This window comes from Arthrobacter sp. zg-Y1110, assembly GCF_025244865.1.
In the GTDB taxonomy this organism is placed as follows: domain Bacteria; phylum Actinomycetota; class Actinomycetes; order Actinomycetales; family Micrococcaceae; genus Arthrobacter_B.
Genome location: NZ_CP104272.1, coordinates 323,368 through 341,535, shown reverse-complemented (window position 1 = coordinate 341,535; position 18,168 = coordinate 323,368). Strand labels below are relative to the sequence as shown.

Genomic DNA, 18,168 nt, shown 5'->3' with positions numbered 1-18,168 from the left:
CGTCAGCCGGTCTTGAGCGGGTGCTGCGACGCCGCCGCTGCCGGGTCCAAATCCGCCAGCGTGATCAGGTGCTGCGGGTGCTGCGGGAGCGGGAACGTGCGCAGGACATTGAGGTCGCTGTCCACATGCAGCATTTCGCCGGAGTCCAGCAGGCGCCAATTCGGGTTGGCATCCATCTTTTCGGTAGCCACCAGTACTTCCGGCCGGTTCTCCTCGCGTATCTGGTCACTGTGGACGCTGATCCGACTGCTCCGCTTCTCCCCCACCGGACCCCGCGCTCCCTGCTGCAGGACGTACAGCGGATGGGTGTCCGGGTACCGCACGGCCCACAGCTCGGTGGCGGTGGTGAGGATGATGTTCACCGCGTACAGCCGCAGGTTCTGCGCAATCCAGGTCAGCGTTGACGCAATGGCAGCGGAAACGTCTCCGCCGTTCACCCTGGCTGCGCCGGTGATAAGCGCGAAGACCCGCTCACTGTCCGTCTGGCCCTGGACCAGGTGGTACATCTCCAACTGGCGCAGCCGGTCATCGAGCTTGTCCAGGTCCTCCACCACCCCGTTGTGGGCCAGGAGGCGGTTGTCCTGCTCAAAGGGGTGCGTGTTGACGTCCGTGTCCCCGCCGGTGCTGGCGTAACGCACGTGCGCCAGGAACGTGGTGCTCTCCAGCTCCCGGGCCTCCTGGGCGTACTGGACATCCTCATACGCAGCGATGGGCGCTTTGTCGACCACCGGCCTGCCGTCGGGGGTGAAGGTGCCGATCCCGAAGCCGTCCGCTTCCTTACGGCTCTGCTGGGCCAGGCTGTCCGGGGCCGTGAGCAGCCAGAACGTTGCCCGGACCGGATCCTTCCCGGCATGCATACCAAAGAGTCGGCACATGTGGACCTCCTGGGGGCCGTTCTGGTGGACGGGCGGGGTTTCCGGGTGAACCGAGGCAGCCAAGCCGCGGCGGCTAGGGGTTAGGCGCCTGCTCCACCGCTGGCGGAGGGGACGGCTTCCGTTTCTGCGGATAGGGGGCGCGGTGTTCGCTGAGCATCTGCACATAGTCCGTGATCCAGCGCTCGCGGGCCGCCTGCGTCTTGAGGCCTTTGAGCCGGATGTACATGGCGAAGCGGTTCTGCGACGTCAGCACGTCGAACATTTCCTGGGCTGCGGGAACCGCGGCGATGGCCGCCCGAAGGTCCTCCGGGATTTCCGCTGTTGCCGATCCGGCGTAGGCGGCATCCCAGCGGCCGTCCACCTTGGCGCTGAGAACGGCGTCCCGGCCGGCCGGATGCATTCTGCCTGCCGCTTCCAGCCGGTTGATGTAGCCGACGTTCCGCAGCGACCAGTTACTGCGCGGACCGCGCGGCTGGAACCGCTGCAGGTAGCTTTGCTCGTCGCGCCGATCGGCCTGCGCATCGATCCAGCCGAAGCAGAGCGCCTCGTCAAGGGCCTCGCGATACGTCAACCGGGTGACGCTTCCGCCCTTCTTCCCCAGCACCAGGCGGACGCCGGCGGATAACCCGTAATTGTGCTCCAGCCACTCCCGCCAAGCCCCGGCATCCGGCAGGAGAAGCTCCGGGAGGTCCCGTGTCATAGCCCAAGTCTAGGGATGCATCTGGCGGGCTGAAAGGGTCCGGGCCGGTTCAGCCGATGGCCGAAGCGTAGCGTGCCGTGTGACTGGCACGGCACCTTTGATGTAGAACACTGCTATGAACGTTCGTACTCCTGACCCGTATCCAGGCTGGCTCTCCGAGGAAGATCTCTACGAGGCCCGGCAGCGCCTGCCCATGGTTTACGTCGAGGCCGTGCCCGTGCGGTGTGACCCGCTGGGCTATGTCACCGAGGTTGGACTGCTGCTGCAGGCGACGCCGGAAGGACAGATGGTGCGTTCCTTCGTTTCGGGCCGGGTGCTGTACCGCGAAACCATCCGCGGCGCCCTGCTGCGCAACCTGGAGAAGGATCTTGGGCCGATGGCGCTGCCGCAGCTGCCGCCAACCCTGGTGCCGTTCGCCGTCGCCGAGTACTTCCCCTCCCCCTCCCAGAGCGGACTGACGGATGAACGCCAGCACGCCGTGGCGCTTGCCTATCTGATTCCCGTGACCGGTGAGTGCAATCCCCGCCAGGATGCATTGGAACTGTCCTGGCTGACTCCGGACGAAGCACTCAGCCCCGCGATCTACGCCGAATTTTCCGGCGGCCGCGGAGACCTGCTGCGCCAGGCACTGGCCTCGGCCGGCTGGGGTCGCTGAAAAAGGCGCCGCTGACAAGCTTTATATACTGGAGGTTCTGGGGAGCCGAGGTCCAACCACGAAGGAATCGCCATGTCTGAGAGCCTGCCGGAAACGTACGCGTTCCGGGTCAACGCGGAACTGCTTGCCCCCGGACAGATCCTTGTCCCGGGTGAGGGTGCTGCAGAACCCCTGGCTCCGGTAGCCGGAACCAGGGTGGAGGCCGATGATTTCGGTGTTCCCGCGCTGGTGCTCGCTAAATTGGATGACGGAACTTCGCTCCGGTTGGCCTACGGATCCGCCGTCCGGGTACAGGCTCCGGCTCCCGAAGGCGCGCCGTCGGACGCTGTTCGGCAGGTGCCTTCGGAGGAAGACAACGCGGCCGAAATCATTGCCGACGCCGCGGCCGCCCACCCGGAAAACTCCGCCGTCCAGGAGATTGCAGCGCGCCTGGAGCGTGGTTTGAACGTGAAATCCGGCAGCCACCTGCAGGATGTCCGAGATTTGGCCCACATTCTCTATATCGATCTCGGTGATGCCGAAAACGCCCTGAAGGTCTGCAACGTCATCACGGGGCTCCCCTTTGACGGGAACTTTGGCCGTTGGAACTGGATCCAGGGCGCTTTGGCCCTGGCGGCGCACATCACCCATGAGGCGGGCGACGCCGAGAGCGCGGCAGCGTACAGCCATGCCGTGCGTGCTGCGGACACGTCCGAGACGGACCCGATGAAGGCCAAGCTCGCTGCCGAGCTGCTGCAGCGCCAGCTGAACGAACCCAACCTGTACGACCGCGAAATCCACCGGGCTGCCGAGGCCGGTAAGGAGGCCAGCGAACGGGAATGGCGGATCCTGCGCCTGAACGCCCTGCTCTACCTGCGCTCCCACGGCGGTTCGCAGACGCTGTCCGACGCGGAGCTGGACCGGCGCATCCGCACCGAGCTGATTGCCGTACGCGGCTAAGCGGACTTCCGCTGCTTTTGCTGCAGCTGCTTTTGCCGGACATGGACGGCCAGCACCACGGCCATGCCGACGACGGCGCCGATCAGCGTTTCAATGCCGCGGTCCCGAAGCAGCTCCATCGGGTTGCTCTGGTGGGCCAGCTCCGTGCTGACCAGCGCCAGCGGCGTGACCACCACCTGCGCCAGCGCGTATTGCCGCGCTATGAACATCTCGGCCCCGAACTGGCAAACGGCAATGACCAGGACCATCTGCCAGGGCTCCAGTCCCGGAAGCAGGATCAGCGCCGTCAGCAACAGGCCGCCGAACGTGCCCAGGATGCGCTGCAGGCCGCGGTGGACCCGGTGGCGTACTGTCGCGCCGATCAGTGGAACGGTCGCCGCGACCATCGCCCAGTAGTTGTGGCCGATTCCCAGCAGGGTCGCGATGGATCCTGCCACCACTGCGGCCACCGCATACTGCAGCCCGTCAATGTAGATGAGGCGGCGCCGGGCCGGCGGAAAGGGCAGGCGTTCCGGTCGTTTCCATTCCGTGCGGTACTTCTGCACGAGCATCCCGGACAGGCCCAGCAGGATGGAGAAGGCCACCGTGAGGACCGCGGTGAGCATCCCCTGCCAGAGCGGAGGATGGTTCGGGACGGAGGATATGGCGGCGAAGGCGAAGATATGGAACAGCGAGCCGACTGGGCGTAGCCGCCAAAAGCCCGTGGCAATGGTGCCGAGCCCGGCTACTGCCGTGGTGCCGATGACGATTCCCCAGTCATCCAGGTCCAGGCGGGCACACAGCGCTGCCGCCAGGATGACGGCCAGCATAAGTGTCCCGGCGCGGCCCTGATGGCCCAGTCGCTGGCGGTGCGGTTCATTCCGGCCGTAGATCCCGGTGAAGGCACCGAACGTGGCGAAAATGGCCAGGTCAATCCGCCCCAGGAAAAGCAGCAGGACAAGCGGCACTCCCACTCCAATGGCGCAGCGGACGGCCGCGTGGTGGTCGTTGTGTGCCGGAGCGATCCGAAACATTTCCTGCAGGTGCGTCAACGCGGGTGGCCTCTGCCTTTCGTGCCGTAGGCATCGGAGGGGTGCGGGGGATATTCCGGCGGCCGGTTGCATGGCCGGTGGAATTCCGCCAATCCAACCTATCCCCGCCAAAGCGCCGGCAGACATAAATGTGGTGCATCTCCCAGCAGCCGCACCCGGCGGAAGGCCGGCGCGGAGTAGGGCAAAATGGAGGGGTGTCTTCCTCAGCCTTTTCCTTCACCCTCGGTAAGCGCCTGCGCGAAACCGCCCCTGCAGCGGCCGAACAGCGCGTCGAGGCGAACGGCGGCGGTTTTCAGGGCCGCACCGGCACCATCTCCACGCCGCACGGCGAGATCGCCACTCCGGCGTTCATCGCGGTAGGCACCAAAGCCACGGTCAAGGCGGTGCTCCCCGAGTCGGTCGCGGAACTCGGTGCACAGGCCGTGCTGGCGAACGCCTATCACCTGTATCTGCAGCCCGGCCCGGACATCCTCGATGAAGCCGGCGGCCTGGGGAAGTTCATGAACTGGTCCGGCCCCACCTTCACCGATTCGGGCGGATTCCAGGTCATGAGCCTGGGTGCGGGCTTCAAGAAGGTCATCAACATGAATGCCGACGGCACCACGCACGCCACCGGGGCGGACGACGACGTCGCCCCCGGCAAGGAACGCCTGGCACATATTGACGACGACGGCGTCTGGTTCAAGTCCCATCTGAACGGCGACAAGCATCGCTTCAGCCCGGAGATCTCGATGCAGGTGCAGCACAAAATCGGTGCCGACATCATGTTTGCGTTTGATGAGCTGACCACGCTCATGAATTCCCGCGGATATCAGGAAATGTCGCTGGAACGGACCCGTCTTTGGGCCCTGCGGTGCCTTGCCGAGCACCAGCGGCTGACCGAGGAACGCGCCGACAAGCCCTACCAAGCCCTGTTCGGCGTGCTGCAGGGCGCGCAGTACGAAGACCTGCGGCGTAAGGCAGCCCGGGATCTCGGTGCCATGGACTTTGACGGCTTCGGACTGGGCGGGGCGTTCGAAAAGGAAAACCTCGGCACCATTGTCCGGTGGTGCACGGAGGAGCTTCCGGAGAATAAGCCCCGCCACCTGTTGGGGATTTCCGAGCCGGATGACATTTTCACCGCCATCGAAAACGGCGCCGACACCTTCGACTGCGTTTCTCCCACCCGGGTGGCCAGGAATTCGGCGTTCTACACGCCGTACGGCCGCAAGAACCTGTCGAATGCCAAGTTCAAGCGGGACTTCGGGCCGTTGGTGGAGGGCTGCGACTGCTATACCTGCACCCATTACACCCGTGCCTACATCCAGCACCTGTTCAAGTCCAACGAGATGGTCAGCCACACGCTGATTTCCATCCACAATGAACGCTTCACCGTGAAGCTCGTTGATGATGCCCGGCTGTCCATCGACGACGGCACGTTCTTCGACTTCAAGGCAGAGGTCCTGGGGAAGTACTACAGCGGCAAGTAGTTGTTCTACCTACCGCAGCAATCCTTGCGTGCGACGTGCCGAGCTCCAGGGATTCTGCAGAGCCGGGCTGTTAGGAATTGTCCGGCTTGGCCTGGGTCGATTCATCCTCTTCCAAGGCGGGCTGGGCATCCCGTTCTTCGTCTCCGGGGCTCGAATCCTTCTCCTGGGCGTCGTCGATCATCGCCTGGGTGACTTCATCGTTGAATTCCTCCGCGGTGCCGGCAAGATTTTCATCTACTGCCTTGGCACCGGGGTTCGGGACTGGATTGCTCATGTTTGTCTCCTGCCGTACTGGGGAAGTGAAACGCTGGCGTTCCCCCACCTTTGCACACCTGGGCAGGGATTGCGCCCGGTGACCTGACGAGCATCACCGCACCTCAAAATCCCCGACACTCCCGCAAAACCGCCCGGTTTGAGAAACTGCTGCCAGTTTGTGGCTTTTGCTGCCGTTCTGCGCGGCAGCAGAATCCCGAGATGGCAGCGGATGTACAAACCGGCAGCAGAAACCCCGGCGAATAGCCTGCCCAGCGGCGCAGGCAGCGGCAGGCGCCTGACCCAAGCGCGTACTAACCGGCCCGTGTCAGCTCCGGCCCCGGGCCCTACGCCGCCACGGGCTCCAACTCAGTCGGTACATAGCTGGGTTCGCGCTTCTTGATGACCCGGATGACCAGGGCGGTGACCGGCACAAAAAGGTACTCGATGAGCGTTTTGTAGAGGAAGCCGAACAGGACGTAATTGAAGAACCCGCCGGCGTCGGTAATCCCGATGACTGGTGCCGCAATGGCACAGAAAATCAGGGTGTCCGCAAACTCCCCCACACCGGTGGATAGCATCAACCGTCCGGCCAGTGCCTTCTCGCGGAACCGCTCCTTCATCCGCACCAGCACCATTGAGTTCAGCAGCTGGCCGGCCAGGAACCCCAGCAGGCTCGCAAGGACAATCTGCCAGACCGGCCCGAGCGCCACTTCCAGTGCAGCCTGCTTCTCCAGCCCGTAGGCATCAGTGAACCCGGGCAGGGCAATGATCACGGCGAAGCTGGCGACGGCGAGGAGTGCCATCGCAAAGCCGGTAAAGATGGCCCGGCGGGCGGCTTTGAAACCGTAAACCTCGCTGACCACATCGCCGAGGATGTACGCGAGTGGAAAGAGGAAGAAACCGCCGTCGGTGACGATTTCCCAGCCGCCGGGAAGGGAAAACTGCACTCCCTTGGTGGCGCCGATATTCGAAATGACGATGACCACGCACATCAGGGTGAGGATCAGGTCGTACTGCGAGCTCCCGCGGGAGGCGTAAGTTGCAGAAGTTTTCACAGCTGCCCGTGGCTGTGCATCCATGGCAATTCCGTTCCGGTAGTGGTTCGCCTGGCTTTCGCCGGCTGTATTAGCACTGTGCCCGCTGCCCCGGGCGGCCCTATTGGACCGCCTCCATTCTGCCATGCCCGGTCCGCTCCTGCCGCGCACCCAATTTTGAACACGTTCAAAAGAATGGTCTACTAAACGCTGAAAATACTGCAAAGGGAGCATCATTGGCCGTCACCGCCAAGAGCGAACAGACGCGCCGGCTCCTCATCGACACCGCGCTGCGCCTCTTCGCCGCACAGGGCTACGAAAAGACCACCATGCGCGCCGTCGCGCAGGAGGCAAACGTTTCGGTAGGCAACGCCTACTACTATTTCCGTTCCAAGGATGACCTCCTCCACGAGCTTTACCGGTCCCTCCAGGACGAACACCGTTCAATTGCGCTGCCGCAGATCCGCGAGGGCCACAATCTGGGGGAAAACCTGGCGGTTATTCTGTCCACCGGCCTGACAACCATGGAGCCGTACCACGCCTTCGGCACGCATTTCCTGCGCGACGCCATGTCGCCGAACCGCAGGGAGGACGACGCCGTCGGGCGGGGGAAATCCATCGCAATGTTCCGTCAGGCGGTGTCGACCGCCCGGCCGCAGCCGCCCGTGGCTATCCGCGGCGACCTGCCCGAACTGCTCTGGCTGATGCATATGGGGATCACCTTCTTCTGGGTGTATGACCGCTCCCCCGGTCAGCGCAGGTCCCACCGGCTGGCCGCGAATCTGGCCCCGCTGGTGGCCAAACTCGTGATCCTGTCCCGGCTCCCGGTGGTCCGGAACATCCTCGAGGACGTAGTCCGCCTGCTCCGAGGCGTCCGCCGGGACGGTTAGCCCGCAGCGGCGGGAGCCGGCACGGTAACGCGCCGGGACACGACGGCGGCGGGGCACGACGGCGGCGCGCCGTAACAGCGCGTCTTACAAGGGTGGCCGGTTCCGCCGTTTTGGGTGGAAGATGGACCCATGTCTGCAAACACACCCACTTCTGCGGCCTCAGCTCCGGCCGTCACGCTCACCATCGCAGGTTCCGAAGCCACCGGCGGCGCCGGCGCCCAGGCCGACCTGAAGACCTTCCAGGAACTCGGCGTCTACGGCATCACCGCCCTGACCTGCATTGTGTCCTTCGATCCCAACAATTCGTGGAACCACCGGTTTGTCCCGGTGGACCCGCAGGTCATCACCGACCAGCTCGAAGCCATCACGACCGCCTACGACCTCGACACGGTTAAGATCGGCATGCTCGGCACCCCGGCAACCATCGACGTCGTTGCCAAGGCGCTGCAGGCCCAGGACTGGAAGAACCTCGTGCTGGACCCGGTGCTCATCTGCAAGGGCCAGGAGCCCGGCGCGGCACTGGATACCGACAAGGCGCTCAAGGCCCAGATCCTCCCCCTGGCAACCTTCGTGACCCCCAACCACTTCGAGTCGATGTCCCTGTCCGGCATGGACTCCATTGAGACCGTGGAAGACCTGCAGGAAGCAGCCCGCCGCATCCATGAAGCCAGCGGAGCCGTAGTGCTGGCCAAGGGCGGTGTCCGACTGGAAGGCGACGACGCCGTCGACGTCTTCTACGACGGCGAAACCATGGAGGTCCTGCGGGCACCCAAGGTAGGCGAGGTAGCTGTCAGCGGTGCCGGTTGCACCCTCGCTGCGGCCATCACTGCTGAACTGGGCAAGGGGGCCACGCCTCTGGAAGCGGCCAAGACGGCGAAGGCCTTCGTCACGGAAGGTATCCGCAACCGCGTTTCCTCCAACGCACCGTTTGATGCGCTGTGGCAGGGCAACGCCGGCCAGGGCCCGGCCCTCTAGGTTCCGGCCTAAGCGCCGCGCACCTTCCGCCTCCGTCGTTCACGACGGCAGCCGGAGGTGCGCGGCGCTTTCTATGCAACCGGCTGCGGCTTAGGCGCGGTGTCGGCGGAACTTCGACAAGGAACTGTGCAACCCCAAAGCGGTCTGCACGGTCCTGCTGCCGGCCAGCCGCTGGTGCGCTGTCCGCTCCTCCTCCAGGGCACGGTAGATAGGAGCAGTGAAGGACTGCACCCGTTCGTCCTCTGCCGCCAGGCGTGCTGCCAGGAGGGACTGCGGGTAGAACCGCCGGCGCAGCTCAGTCTCCGCGGCCGCCCACTCCCCGCGGCCCTCCAGCCGGGCACTCGGCGACAGGCCGGTTGCCCCTGGCGCCGCAGAAACGGCCGCCGCGGAAGTATCGGCCTGCAGGACGGCAGCCACCCGGTCCCACCAGATGCCGGCATCGCGGGTACGGAATTCCAGCACTGCCTTCAGGTGGCTCGCTGTTTCGGCACGCCGTTCCCATGCTTCCAGCAGCGCCTCATCCAACAGGTCCTCCTGCAGAGCGGGACGCGACAGCACAAAATCGTCCATCCCCCAGTTCTCCATGGCGCCCCTCAGGCGGGCATCGGAGTAGGCCTCCACGGACAACGCCACGGCGGCAACACCGGCAGAAAGCGCAAACACCGCCGGGTGGTAGCGGGTGGTCACCACGAGGGACGCCCCGCGTGTCAGCCGGGCAGCCTCACGGGCCTCCACGACCGGCACCAGGACTGCAGGCGTGTCCATCAGGGCCGCGATCTCCGCGTGCATGCCGGCGTCGGCGTCGATGTTTCCGGGGACACCCATGTGCGGGATGAACACGGCGGGCAGCTGCGTCTTGGCATGCAGCTGATCCAGTGCTGCCGCCAGCCCGCTCCGGAAGTCTTCATCCCCTCCGGGGGCAAACGTAACTGCCACATAGTCCCCCGCCGGAGCTTCATAGCGCGGCACGGGCCGAGCGGCGTCCTGCTGGACGGCGGCGCCGCCGTCGGGCAGCGCCGGGTCAGCGAGGAACGAGGCATCATCCAACCCCTGCACTGCGTCCACACCCAGTTCCCGGGCGATCCCGGCAGATGTGGATTCGCGGACGCCAACCAGTTGGGCGCCCTGAAGCATTTCGGCCAGGACCTGGGCATCCCGGGCTGTCAGCACCGGCCCGAGTGTCTGGCCGGACACCACTACGGGTTTGCCGAGGCTACGGGCAATCGCTGCCACCGCGGCACGCTCGTACAGGAGCCATCCGAAGCGCGAGTTCAGGTTCCCTCCGCCGGCAATCAGCACCGCATCCACTGACGCCAGCTGTTCCCTCAGCGCCAGGGCCGGATCCGACTCCGGCAAGGAGGACGCCCCGGCAAGATGCGCCTGGATGCGGCGCAGGTAGTCCTCACGTTCGGCAGGACTCCAGGGGAACTCCAGAGTCGATACGGCGGGATGCCCGTAGCCGTCCTGCGTCTGGTCGGGGTCCCGGGACAGCAGGACGACGTCGAACCCGCGCCTGGTCAGCTCGTCAGCAGCCGCGAGCCCCATGGCTTCGTCTCCCACGTGGTACACGTGCTGTCCGACGTCGGCCAGCACCGCAACGCGCGTCACTTCGCCGCCCTGCCGGTCAGGGAACGGATCCGCCCGGCCACTGAATGTATCCGGTCGACCGATCTGCTGAGACTGGTCCGCCGCACCACCGTATCTTCCAGCCGGAGGAGGGACTCATTCAATCTGTGTTCCATCTCCTCCATCCGCCGGCGGTTTTCCTCCAGGAGTTCTTCCTGCCGGGCCAGCAGCTTGGTCAGGTGCAGCAGGGTTCCCATACCGTGCCGGGAAATATCATCGCGAAGATAGGCGTCACGGACCTTGGCATCAAAACGGCGATGCGCGTCGGCCTTGTTGTTTACGCTGTTTGCACTGTCGCCGGATGCATCGGGACGCTGGCACCAAAACGCCAGCGGTTCGTCGTCGAGGAATTCCAGGGTGTGCCGGGACAGTACCCGGAGATGGAATTCCCAGTCGCCCACCGCTTCGAGGCTCTCGTCGTAATACCCGAGCTCCTCGTGCAGGGACCGCCGGTAAAGAAAGGAAATGGGCACGGCCTGGTTGATCCGCAGCATGGCGCCAAGGGAAACCTGCGTCATGTCGGGCCAGAAGGGAACCGAGTCGATTTCCCGGATATCTCCGCCGGCCATCTGTTCATAGCGGATGTTTGTCCGGACCATCACGCCTGCGGCAGCAGTGCTTTCCAGGCAATCCACGGTCCGCTTGAGGAAATCGGGATGCCACAGGTCATCATCGTCGTGGATGGCAATGTAGGTACTTGAGCAGGCCCGGATACCCGCGTTGGAGGCAGCTTCCATGCCTCGGCTCTCAGGCCGGTGAAGCACGGTAATACGTTCCCGGTACTCACCCGGGACAGCGGAAACTACTTGCTCGACGTCGGCCGGGGCGCCGCCGTCGTTAACCACGACCACAGTGAAATCACTGAAGTTCTGGCCGAAGATATTCTCCAGGGCCCGGGCCAGAAACAGCGGCCGATTCCGCGTCCTGACAACAATCCCGACGGAGGCAGAATCTAAAACCACGTGGCTCCCAGCTTTGGACGAACGTTCAGCTCACCTTACCAAGAAGGCGTAAGCACCCGACCCGTCACAAATCACCCGCCAGTAACACTGGTAACACCGTTGACATCCCTCCCCGGAGGGATGACTCTACTAGCAGTGCTGCAGCGTTCGGGGTCGCTTCTTTGGGGGTCACTGCATTCTGAGGCACCGGATCTGCCTATCCATTTTGCCAGGTTCGCCGGTCTCGGTCACTCTGCGGAACTCACTGCCGTACTTGTCCCTGGCCCCGGCGGCCTCTTTTGAGGGAGAAGTATGAACAATCCAAACCACCGGAGAGCAGGAAAGGCAGCGCTGGCAACAGTCGCAGGCTTTGCCCTCGCCTCCAGCATGTGGGCACCGGCTGCGGCCACTGAGGGGACCGCAAACGAGGAACCGACCATTCGGGGAATCGAAACGGTTACGCCTGATTTCAAGGTTTCACCGGATCTCGAAACCAAGCAGGGCCCGGTCTCGGTTTTCGTACAGTTCAGCGGCAAAGGCGCCTATGAACAGACCCAGCCCGTCGAAGTACTCGAAGGACTCGCCGAACCGCTGAACAAGTCCGGCCAGGTGCAGGAAATCCGCAGCGGCATCGAGACGAAGGCCGAAGAAGTTGCCCAGGCCGCTTCCTCGTCCATTCTTTACACCACCACCAACACCATCCCGGGTGTTGCCATCAACGGCGACGCTGAGGCAATCAGGGCGCTGGCAGCACGCGGCGACGTCGTCAAGATCACCGGCATCGTTCCCAAGACCTTTGACAACAAGGGCGGGGATATTGACGTCCGTGCCGTGGATTCCTGGGTGCAGCGGTCCCAGACCGGTGAGGGCGTCACCATTGCCGTCCTCGACACCGGCCTGGACTACACGCACTCGGACTTCGGCGGCCCGGGCACCCCCGAAGCGTTTGCGGCGGCGCAGGCTTCGCCCACTATCCCGGCAGCAAACTTGGGCCTTTACGATCCGGCCAAGTTCGCCGGCGGCTGGGACCTCGTCGGTGACGCCTACAACGCGGATCCCACCGACCCCGCCACGTACAGCCCCATCCCTGTCCCGGACGCCAACCCCCTGGACTGCGGGAGCCACGGCACCCACGTTGCGGGAACGGCAGCGGGTTACGGCACCAACGCTGACGGAACCACGTTCAGCGGGGACTACTCCACGCTCACCGGCAACCAGGTGAACGCCATGGGCATCGGCCCGGGCACCGCACCGAACGCCAAGCTCGTCAGCGTCCGTGTCTTCGGCTGCGTCGGCTCCTCCGAGGTTGTCGGCCAGGCCCTGGACTACGTCCTGGACCCGAACGACGACGGCGACTTCAGCGACCGCGCCCAGGTTGTGAACATGTCCCTGGGTTCCGCTTTCCCCGCCTATGACGATCCCGAAAACGACATTGTCAATGCGCTCACGGCCCAGGGCATCCTCTCGGTCGTGTCCTCGGGCAACTCCGGCGACATCTACGATATCGGCGGCTCCCCCGGCAGCGCCGAGACTGCACTGACCGTGGCAAACAGCGTCGGGTCCCAGACCACCCTGGACGCTGCACGCGTCCTGGCTCCGACTGCCGGAACCGGCAAGGGCCAGTACACCTCCAGCTTCGACTACGCCTCCGCTTCCGAGGCCGCTCGGACGGGCACCGTGGTGATGGCGCCGCAGGGCGGCAACTCCGACGGCTGCGCCGCACTGGAACCCGCGGGCGCCAATGCGGGCAAATGGGTCTGGCTGACCTGGGATGACAACTCCGCCACGCGCGAATGCGGTTCGGCCGTCCGCTGGAACAACGCCGCAGCCGCCGGCTACGCCGGCGTCGTCCTTGACTCCACCCTGAACGGCTTCTCGGCCGGTATTGCCGGAAACGCTACGATCCCCGGCTTCCAGTTCACCCGCGAATCCAGCGAGCAGCTGCGGCCGGCCGCCGAGGCCGGGACCCTGCAGATTCAGCTCGCTCCCGAGCTGGTGGGCAGCGTGACCGGACAGTCCGGCGCGCTGGACACCCTGAACGCCAGCTCCTCGCGCGGCGTCCACGGCTCCAACGGCGTGATCAAGCCCGACGTCGCCGCCCCGGGAACGCAGATCAAGTCCGCCCAGGTTGGCACCGGCACCGGCGCCTCCATCAAGTCCGGCACCTCGATGGCTGCCCCGAACGTAGCGGGTATTGCCGCACTCGTTGTGGGCGCGACGGATTACAACCCGTACGAGGTCAAGTCGATCATCATGAACACGGCGACCCACGACGTATTCGCCGGTGAAGGCGTAGTCCATGCGCCGAACCGCGTTGGATCCGGACGCGTTGACGCCCTGGACGCCCTGAATACGAAGGTCCTGGCCTACGACGCAGACAACCCGCGCCTGACGTCCATGAACTTCGGCGTCCTGGAAGTCGGAGCCGAGCCGGTCGAGATCACGCGCACCATCACGGTCGAGAACAAGGGCGATTCACCGAAGACGTACACGCCCGAGTACCTGCCCGCAACCGACATGCCCGGCGTCAGCATCAGCGTCAGCACTGCACCCGTGCAGGTTCCCGCCAACGCTACTGCCACCATCCCGGTCACGCTGAGCATTGCGGATCCCACCGCGCTGGCAAAGCGGATCGACCCGGCGGCCGAGCGGACCCAGGGCACTGGCGCCACCGCGCGCCAGTACATCGCCGAAGAATCGGGCCGCATCCAACTGACGAGCGAAGGATCGCCGGCCCTGCGGGTGCCGGTCTACTCCGCACCGAAGCCGACGTCCGACATGCAGGCAAGCTCCAAGATCTCGTTTGCCGGCGCGGCAGACCTGGCTACGTCCGTCACCTTCACCGGTCGCGGACTGGCCCAGGGCGAAGGCACCGAGGCTTATGTTTCGATGATGACGCCGCTGGTGCTGGGCGAGGAAAGCCCGCGCAGGAGCGATCTTGCGCTGGATTCCCTCTACGGCCTGGACCTGCGCAACGTCGGTGCTTCGTCCAACGTTCCGGCACTGACTGCTGCAGGGAGCACCAACCTGAACGCGGCTGTCCTGAACATCGGATTGAGCACCTGGGAAAACTGGGCCACGATCAGCGGTAACAGCACGATCCTGGTCGAGCTGGATACCAACTCCGACGGTGTACCCAACTTCGTGGCCGTCACCACCCGGATCACGGGTCTTGACCAGAGCGTCTTCCGCATTGCTCCGGTGACGGGCGTCGATGCGGACGGAGGGCTCGTGCTGGGCACCCCGCTCCCGGGTTCCTACCCGGTGAACGGTACCGTGGGCAACGTCGACAGCAATGTCTTCGACACCAACGTGATGACCCTGCCGATTCCGGCCGGTTCCCTTGGCCTGGATCTCACGAAGTCACAACCGATCCAGTACCGCATCTCCACCACCAACGCCATCAACGTGGATGAGTCCGGCGAGCGGGTTCCGGTTGACACCACCGCATGGATTCCGTTCAACCTCAGCCAGCCGGCCGTTTGGTTCCAGAGCAACAGCCCTGCTGCCTTCGTCTACGCGGAAGAGGACGGCGCAACCCTTACGGTCAACCGTCAGGCCAGCACCACGGGCGCCAAGGCACTGTTCCTGCACCACCACAACGCCGAGGGCGTCAAGGACCAGGTCACTCAGGTGGAAGTTGCTCCGCTGCGGTTCCCGGATGTTCCGGGCACCATGTTCGAATCGGACATCAACTGGATGGCTGACCAGGGGCTGACCACCGGCTACGAGGACGGCACCTACCGTCCGGCCGGTTCCATCAACCGCGATGCAATGGCGGCGTTCCTGTACCGTCTCGCGGGTTCGCCGAACTACGACGCGCCGGACGTGTCGCCGTTCACGGACGTCACGCCGAGCACGCAGTTCTACAAGGAGATCTCGTGGCTGGCCGAATCGGGCATCACTACCGGTTATCCGGACGGCACCTTCCGCCCGGTGGCACCGGTCAAGCGTGACGCGATGGCTGCCTTCATGAACCGGTTTGCCGGGGAGAAGTGCGGGATCGACGCCGCCGAGGGCTACCAGGCTCCGGGCACGGCTTCCTTCACGGACGTTCCGACCAACGACCAGTTCCACCGGGAGATCTCCTGGATGAAGGCATCCGGAGTGTCTACCGGTTACCCGGACAGCAGCTACCACCCGGGTGAGAACGTTTCCCGCGAGGCCATGGCGGCGTTCATTCACCGCCTGGACACCTACACGGAAAACAACGGTGGTTGCCGCTAAGCCCGTAGGGGCCTGGCACCGAAACACACCGGCAAGATAAACAGCACAACATAAAAACAGCGGGCCCCGGAGAAATCCGGGGCCCGCTGTTTTTCTGCCGGAAGCCCGGCCGCGAAGCTACTTCAGCAGCCGGGACATCCTCCGGTCCGCCAGCAGCTTGCCGCCGGTCTGGCAGGTGGGGCAGTACTGCAGGGAGGAATCCGCGAAGGCCACCTCCCGGACGGTGTCCCCGCACACCGGGCAGGGCTCACCGGTCCGCGCATGCACCCGCATGGCCTGCCGCTTGGAGTCCTTTAATTCCGCGGCGGGACGCCCGGACGCATTCTCGATTGCAGATTCCAGGACGGCACCCATCGCTTCGAACAACCGTTGGACCTCGCCCGGTCCGAGCTTGGCGCCGATGGCAAACGGAGACAGATGTGCTGCATGCAGAATCTCGTCGCTGTAGGCATTGCCGATCCCCGCGATGGCTGATTGGTCCCGCAGCAGACCCTTGATCTGGCCGTGATGGGAGCCGACCAGCTCCTCGAAAGCCGCCGGGCCGACGTCGAGCGCTTCCGGCCCCAGCCGGGCAATCCCAGGGACGTCCGCGACGTCCCGGACAACGTAGACCGCCAGCGACTTCCGAGTCCCCGCTTCCGTGAGGTCAAAGCCCGGTTGCGCCGAGCCGTCCTCCGTTGCGAAACGCACCCGCAGCGCCATCGCTCCCCGGCCCGGTCGCAGCCGTCCCGGCTTCAACGCATCGGACCAGCGCAGCCAGCCCGCCTTGGCCAGGTGCATCACCAAATGCACTCCCCCGGCGGTGACCACCAGGAACTTTCCCCGGCGTTCGACGTCGGACACCGGGCCTGCGTAGAGCTCCTCCAGCGGCACCGCAGCGGTTTTCAGCACGGGGATAGACAGCACTTCGACGTCGGCGATCACCAGTGCGGGGGCATCGGGCGGGAGCAGCTTTGACCGCAGGTAATCAACCAGTCCCTGCACTTCAGGCATCTCGGGCATGCCAACACCCTAGGCGAAACCAAAACCCTGAACCAGCGCTTATCCCGTACCGGGCCGGCAGTCCAACCCCGCTGCTGGCTCAGTTCCCCAGTGCTCTTACTTCACGGTTGAGTTCCCAGGCGTCCGCTACTGCTCCCAGATGCCGTAGCTTGTCGGGATTGATGACCGAGCGAATCGCCTGGATCCGCCCATCGAGCATGTCAAGCACCACCGTGGTCAGCACCCGCCCGTCCCGGTCACGGACTATCGCGCCGGGCTGCCGATTGATTTCGTGCTGCTCGATGGTGATATCCAGCCGGACCATGCGGGGGAAAACTGCGGCCAGCAGACGGGCCACGTTTGCGGCGCCGATAATCGGGCGAGCCAACTGCGGGGCGTTGCCGCCGCCGTCGCCGACCATCGACACGTCAGCGGCGAGCACTTTCTGCAGGCCGGCGATGTCACCGTCACGGAGGGCGTCGAAGAACCTCGCCGCCAGTTCGGAATGCTCGGTTCGGTCCGCCGCGAAACGTGTCCTGCCTGCTGCCATGTGGTCCCGTGCCCGCACCGCCAGCTGGCGGCAGGCGGCCTCCGACCGCCCGACCGCGGAGGCGACCTCCGGGTAGCCGAAGTCGAAGACCTCCCGCAGGACGAAGACCGCCCGTTCCAGCGGGCTGAGGCGTTCCAGCAACAGCAGCGCCGCCAGTGACACCGAATCGGCAAGCTCAGCGGCCCGGGCCGGATCCTCATACGGATCGTCGACCAGCGGTTCGGGGAACCAGGTGCCGACGTATTCCTCCCGCTGGACCCGCGCCGAACGCAGCACGTCGATCGAGCTCCGGGTCACCGCGGTGGAGAGGAAGGACTTCGGAGAGCGGGGCTCCCCGGGGTAAGCCTCGAACCGCAGCCAGGTATTCTGCAGCACGTCCTCTGCCTCGCTCACGCTGCCCAGAATGCGATAGGCGATCGAAAACAGCAGCGGCCGCAACGCCACGAACTCTTCGGTCCGGCCCACCGGGGTACCTCTTTCCATGAGCGATGCCGCCCGCAGCCGGGCGGCATCGCTGGTGTGACCACCACCCTCCGCGATGGGTCAACGAGTTTCAAGCCCCGCAGGAGTCCCGGGACCGCTCACGCAACAAAACGCTCGGGACCCAGCCTGCCCCACGCGATGAAGGCGGCCAGTGCCAAATACACCAGGTTGACCAGCATCAACGGGGCCTCGCTGCGCCGGCCGTGCGTGATCATCGCGCCGATCATCAGCAGGACCCAGCAGATAGCGGTCACCGGCACCAGAAAGGGTGCAACCCCGGAGACAGCAGGCAGGATCAGGCCCGCCGCAGCCATGACTTCGAGGACACCAAGGGTCTTGACGAATCCGCCACTGACATCGGCAGCCCATCCCCCTCCCTTGGCCGCAGCGAGTTTGGCCTTTGGAACGCATAGCTTGAGCAGTCCGCTGGCCAGGGCTACAGCCGCCAGCATCCCGGCGGCAATCCACAGTATGAGGTTCATCGTCTGCTCCTTGATGAGGAAATACCTACATCAGAGATGACGAAACAGCCGCTGC

Annotated in this window: 16 protein-coding genes; 6 read left to right on the top strand and 10 right to left on the bottom strand. The window is 64.9% G+C overall.

Features of this window, described 5'->3' with window-relative positions; genetic code table 11:
• Positions 1-2 precede the first annotated feature (2 nt).
• Positions 3-875 carry a class II glutamine amidotransferase gene (locus tag N2K99_RS01685; RefSeq protein WP_227924049.1) on the bottom strand — a complete coding sequence of 291 codons (873 nt, stop codon included), beginning with the start codon at positions 873-875 and terminating at the stop codon, positions 3-5.
• A gap of 73 nt (positions 876-948) precedes the next feature.
• On the bottom strand, positions 949-1,575 hold the full coding sequence (locus N2K99_RS01680; RefSeq protein ID WP_227934162.1) for a YdeI family protein: 627 nt from the start codon (positions 1,573-1,575) through the stop codon (positions 949-951).
• A 115-nt stretch (positions 1,576-1,690) separates the two neighbouring features.
• Between N2K99_RS01680 and N2K99_RS01675 the strand changes: the two genes are divergently transcribed.
• Positions 1,691-2,230 carry an NUDIX hydrolase family protein gene (locus N2K99_RS01675; RefSeq protein WP_227924051.1) on the top strand — a complete coding sequence of 180 codons (540 nt, stop codon included), beginning with the start codon at positions 1,691-1,693 and terminating at the stop codon, positions 2,228-2,230.
• Between the two features lie 72 nt (positions 2,231-2,302).
• On the top strand, positions 2,303-3,169 hold the full coding sequence (locus N2K99_RS01670; RefSeq protein WP_227934161.1) for a DUF6707 family protein: 867 nt from the start codon (positions 2,303-2,305) through the stop codon (positions 3,167-3,169).
• Here N2K99_RS01670 and N2K99_RS01665 read toward each other — a convergent pair.
• Positions 3,166-4,200 carry an FUSC family protein gene (locus tag N2K99_RS01665; protein ID WP_227934160.1) on the bottom strand — a complete coding sequence of 345 codons (1,035 nt, stop codon included), beginning with the start codon at positions 4,198-4,200 and terminating at the stop codon, positions 3,166-3,168. The genes N2K99_RS01670 and N2K99_RS01665 overlap by 4 nt on opposite strands.
• Positions 4,201-4,394: 194 nt before the next feature.
• Here N2K99_RS01665 and tgt point away from each other — a divergent pair, with 194 nt between their 5' ends.
• Positions 4,395-5,669 carry a tRNA guanosine(34) transglycosylase Tgt gene (gene tgt / locus N2K99_RS01660; protein WP_227924055.1) on the top strand — a complete coding sequence of 425 codons (1,275 nt, stop codon included), beginning with the start codon at positions 4,395-4,397 and terminating at the stop codon, positions 5,667-5,669.
• A 70-nt stretch (positions 5,670-5,739) separates the two neighbouring features.
• Here tgt and N2K99_RS01655 read toward each other — a convergent pair whose 3' ends face one another.
• Both N2K99_RS01655 and N2K99_RS01650 read right to left on the bottom strand, forming a co-directional pair.
• Positions 5,740-5,943, bottom strand: coding sequence for a hypothetical protein (locus tag N2K99_RS01655; protein ID WP_227924056.1), 204 nt, complete (start codon positions 5,941-5,943; stop codon positions 5,740-5,742).
• Positions 5,944-6,268: 325 nt separating this feature from the next.
• Positions 6,269-7,003: a queuosine precursor transporter gene (locus tag N2K99_RS01650; protein ID WP_227934159.1), complete on the bottom strand. Its 735-nt coding sequence runs from the start codon at positions 7,001-7,003 to the stop codon at positions 6,269-6,271.
• 191 nt (positions 7,004-7,194) lie between these two features.
• Here N2K99_RS01650 and N2K99_RS01645 point away from each other — a divergent pair, with 191 nt between their 5' ends.
• Together N2K99_RS01645 and thiD are read left to right on the top strand one after the other, a co-directional pair.
• On the top strand, positions 7,195-7,848 hold the full coding sequence (locus N2K99_RS01645) for a TetR/AcrR family transcriptional regulator (protein WP_227924058.1): 654 nt from the start codon (positions 7,195-7,197) through the stop codon (positions 7,846-7,848).
• A 129-nt stretch (positions 7,849-7,977) separates the two neighbouring features.
• Complete coding sequence (gene thiD, locus N2K99_RS01640; protein ID WP_227924059.1) at positions 7,978-8,823, top strand: bifunctional hydroxymethylpyrimidine kinase/phosphomethylpyrimidine kinase; 846 nt, start codon at positions 7,978-7,980, stop codon at positions 8,821-8,823.
• Between the two features lie 90 nt (positions 8,824-8,913).
• Here thiD and N2K99_RS01635 read toward each other — a convergent pair whose 3' ends face one another.
• Together N2K99_RS01635 and N2K99_RS01630 are read right to left on the bottom strand one after the other, a co-directional pair.
• Positions 8,914-10,431 (bottom strand): polysaccharide pyruvyl transferase family protein, encoded by a 1,518-nt coding sequence (locus N2K99_RS01635; protein ID WP_227934158.1) that lies wholly within the window; start codon positions 10,429-10,431, stop codon positions 8,914-8,916.
• Entirely contained in the window at positions 10,428-11,411 is a 984-nt protein-coding gene (locus tag N2K99_RS01630) for a glycosyltransferase family 2 protein (RefSeq protein ID WP_227924062.1), read from the bottom strand. The genes N2K99_RS01635 and N2K99_RS01630 overlap by 4 nt, the downstream gene beginning before the upstream one ends.
• A gap of 291 nt (positions 11,412-11,702) precedes the next feature.
• Here N2K99_RS01630 and N2K99_RS01625 point away from each other — a divergent pair, with 291 nt between their 5' ends.
• Positions 11,703-15,617: a S8 family serine peptidase gene (locus tag N2K99_RS01625; protein WP_227934157.1), complete on the top strand. Its 3,915-nt coding sequence runs from the start codon at positions 11,703-11,705 to the stop codon at positions 15,615-15,617.
• Positions 15,618-15,734: 117 nt separating this feature from the next.
• On the opposite strand, the gene N2K99_RS01620 is transcribed toward N2K99_RS01625, so the two are convergent.
• The 3 genes from N2K99_RS01620 to N2K99_RS01610 form a co-directional block, all read right to left on the bottom strand.
• Complete coding sequence (locus tag N2K99_RS01620) at positions 15,735-16,619, bottom strand: DNA-formamidopyrimidine glycosylase family protein (RefSeq protein WP_227934156.1); 885 nt, start codon at positions 16,617-16,619, stop codon at positions 15,735-15,737.
• 79 nt (positions 16,620-16,698) lie between these two features.
• Positions 16,699-17,631 (bottom strand): RNA polymerase sigma-70 factor, encoded by a 933-nt coding sequence (locus N2K99_RS01615; RefSeq protein ID WP_227934155.1) that lies wholly within the window; start codon positions 17,629-17,631, stop codon positions 16,699-16,701.
• Positions 17,632-17,729: 98 nt separating this feature from the next.
• A complete protein-coding gene (locus N2K99_RS01610) occupies positions 17,730-18,113 on the bottom strand; it encodes a DoxX family protein (protein ID WP_227934154.1) in 384 nt (127 codons plus the stop codon).
• Positions 18,114-18,168: the final 55 nt, after the last annotated feature.

Excerpts from the sequence above, each read along its gene's own strand:
- N2K99_RS01680 (WP_227934162.1), bottom strand. The coding sequence starts at position 1,575 with ATGACACGGGACCTCCCGGAGCTTCTCCTGCCGGATGCCGGGGCTTGG.
- N2K99_RS01670 (WP_227934161.1), top strand. The coding sequence starts at position 2,303 with ATGTCTGAGAGCCTGCCGGAAACGTACGCGTTCCGGGTCAACGCGGAA.
- N2K99_RS01625 (WP_227934157.1), top strand. The coding sequence starts at position 11,703 with ATGAACAATCCAAACCACCGGAGAGCAGGAAAGGCAGCGCTGGCAACA.
- N2K99_RS01615 (WP_227934155.1), bottom strand. The coding sequence starts at position 17,631 with ATGGAAAGAGGTACCCCGGTGGGCCGGACCGAAGAGTTCGTGGCGTTG.
- N2K99_RS01620 (WP_227934156.1), bottom strand. The coding sequence starts at position 16,619 with ATGCCCGAGATGCCTGAAGTGCAGGGACTGGTTGATTACCTGCGGTCA.
- thiD (WP_227924059.1), top strand. The coding sequence starts at position 7,978 with ATGTCTGCAAACACACCCACTTCTGCGGCCTCAGCTCCGGCCGTCACG.
- N2K99_RS01650 (WP_227934159.1), bottom strand. The coding sequence starts at position 7,003 with ATGGATGCACAGCCACGGGCAGCTGTGAAAACTTCTGCAACTTACGCC.
- N2K99_RS01685 (WP_227924049.1), bottom strand. The coding sequence starts at position 875 with ATGTGCCGACTCTTTGGTATGCATGCCGGGAAGGATCCGGTCCGGGCA.
- N2K99_RS01675 (WP_227924051.1), top strand. The coding sequence starts at position 1,691 with ATGAACGTTCGTACTCCTGACCCGTATCCAGGCTGGCTCTCCGAGGAA.
- N2K99_RS01610 (WP_227934154.1), bottom strand. The coding sequence starts at position 18,113 with ATGAACCTCATACTGTGGATTGCCGCCGGGATGCTGGCGGCTGTAGCC.
- N2K99_RS01655 (WP_227924056.1), bottom strand. The coding sequence starts at position 5,943 with ATGAGCAATCCAGTCCCGAACCCCGGTGCCAAGGCAGTAGATGAAAAT.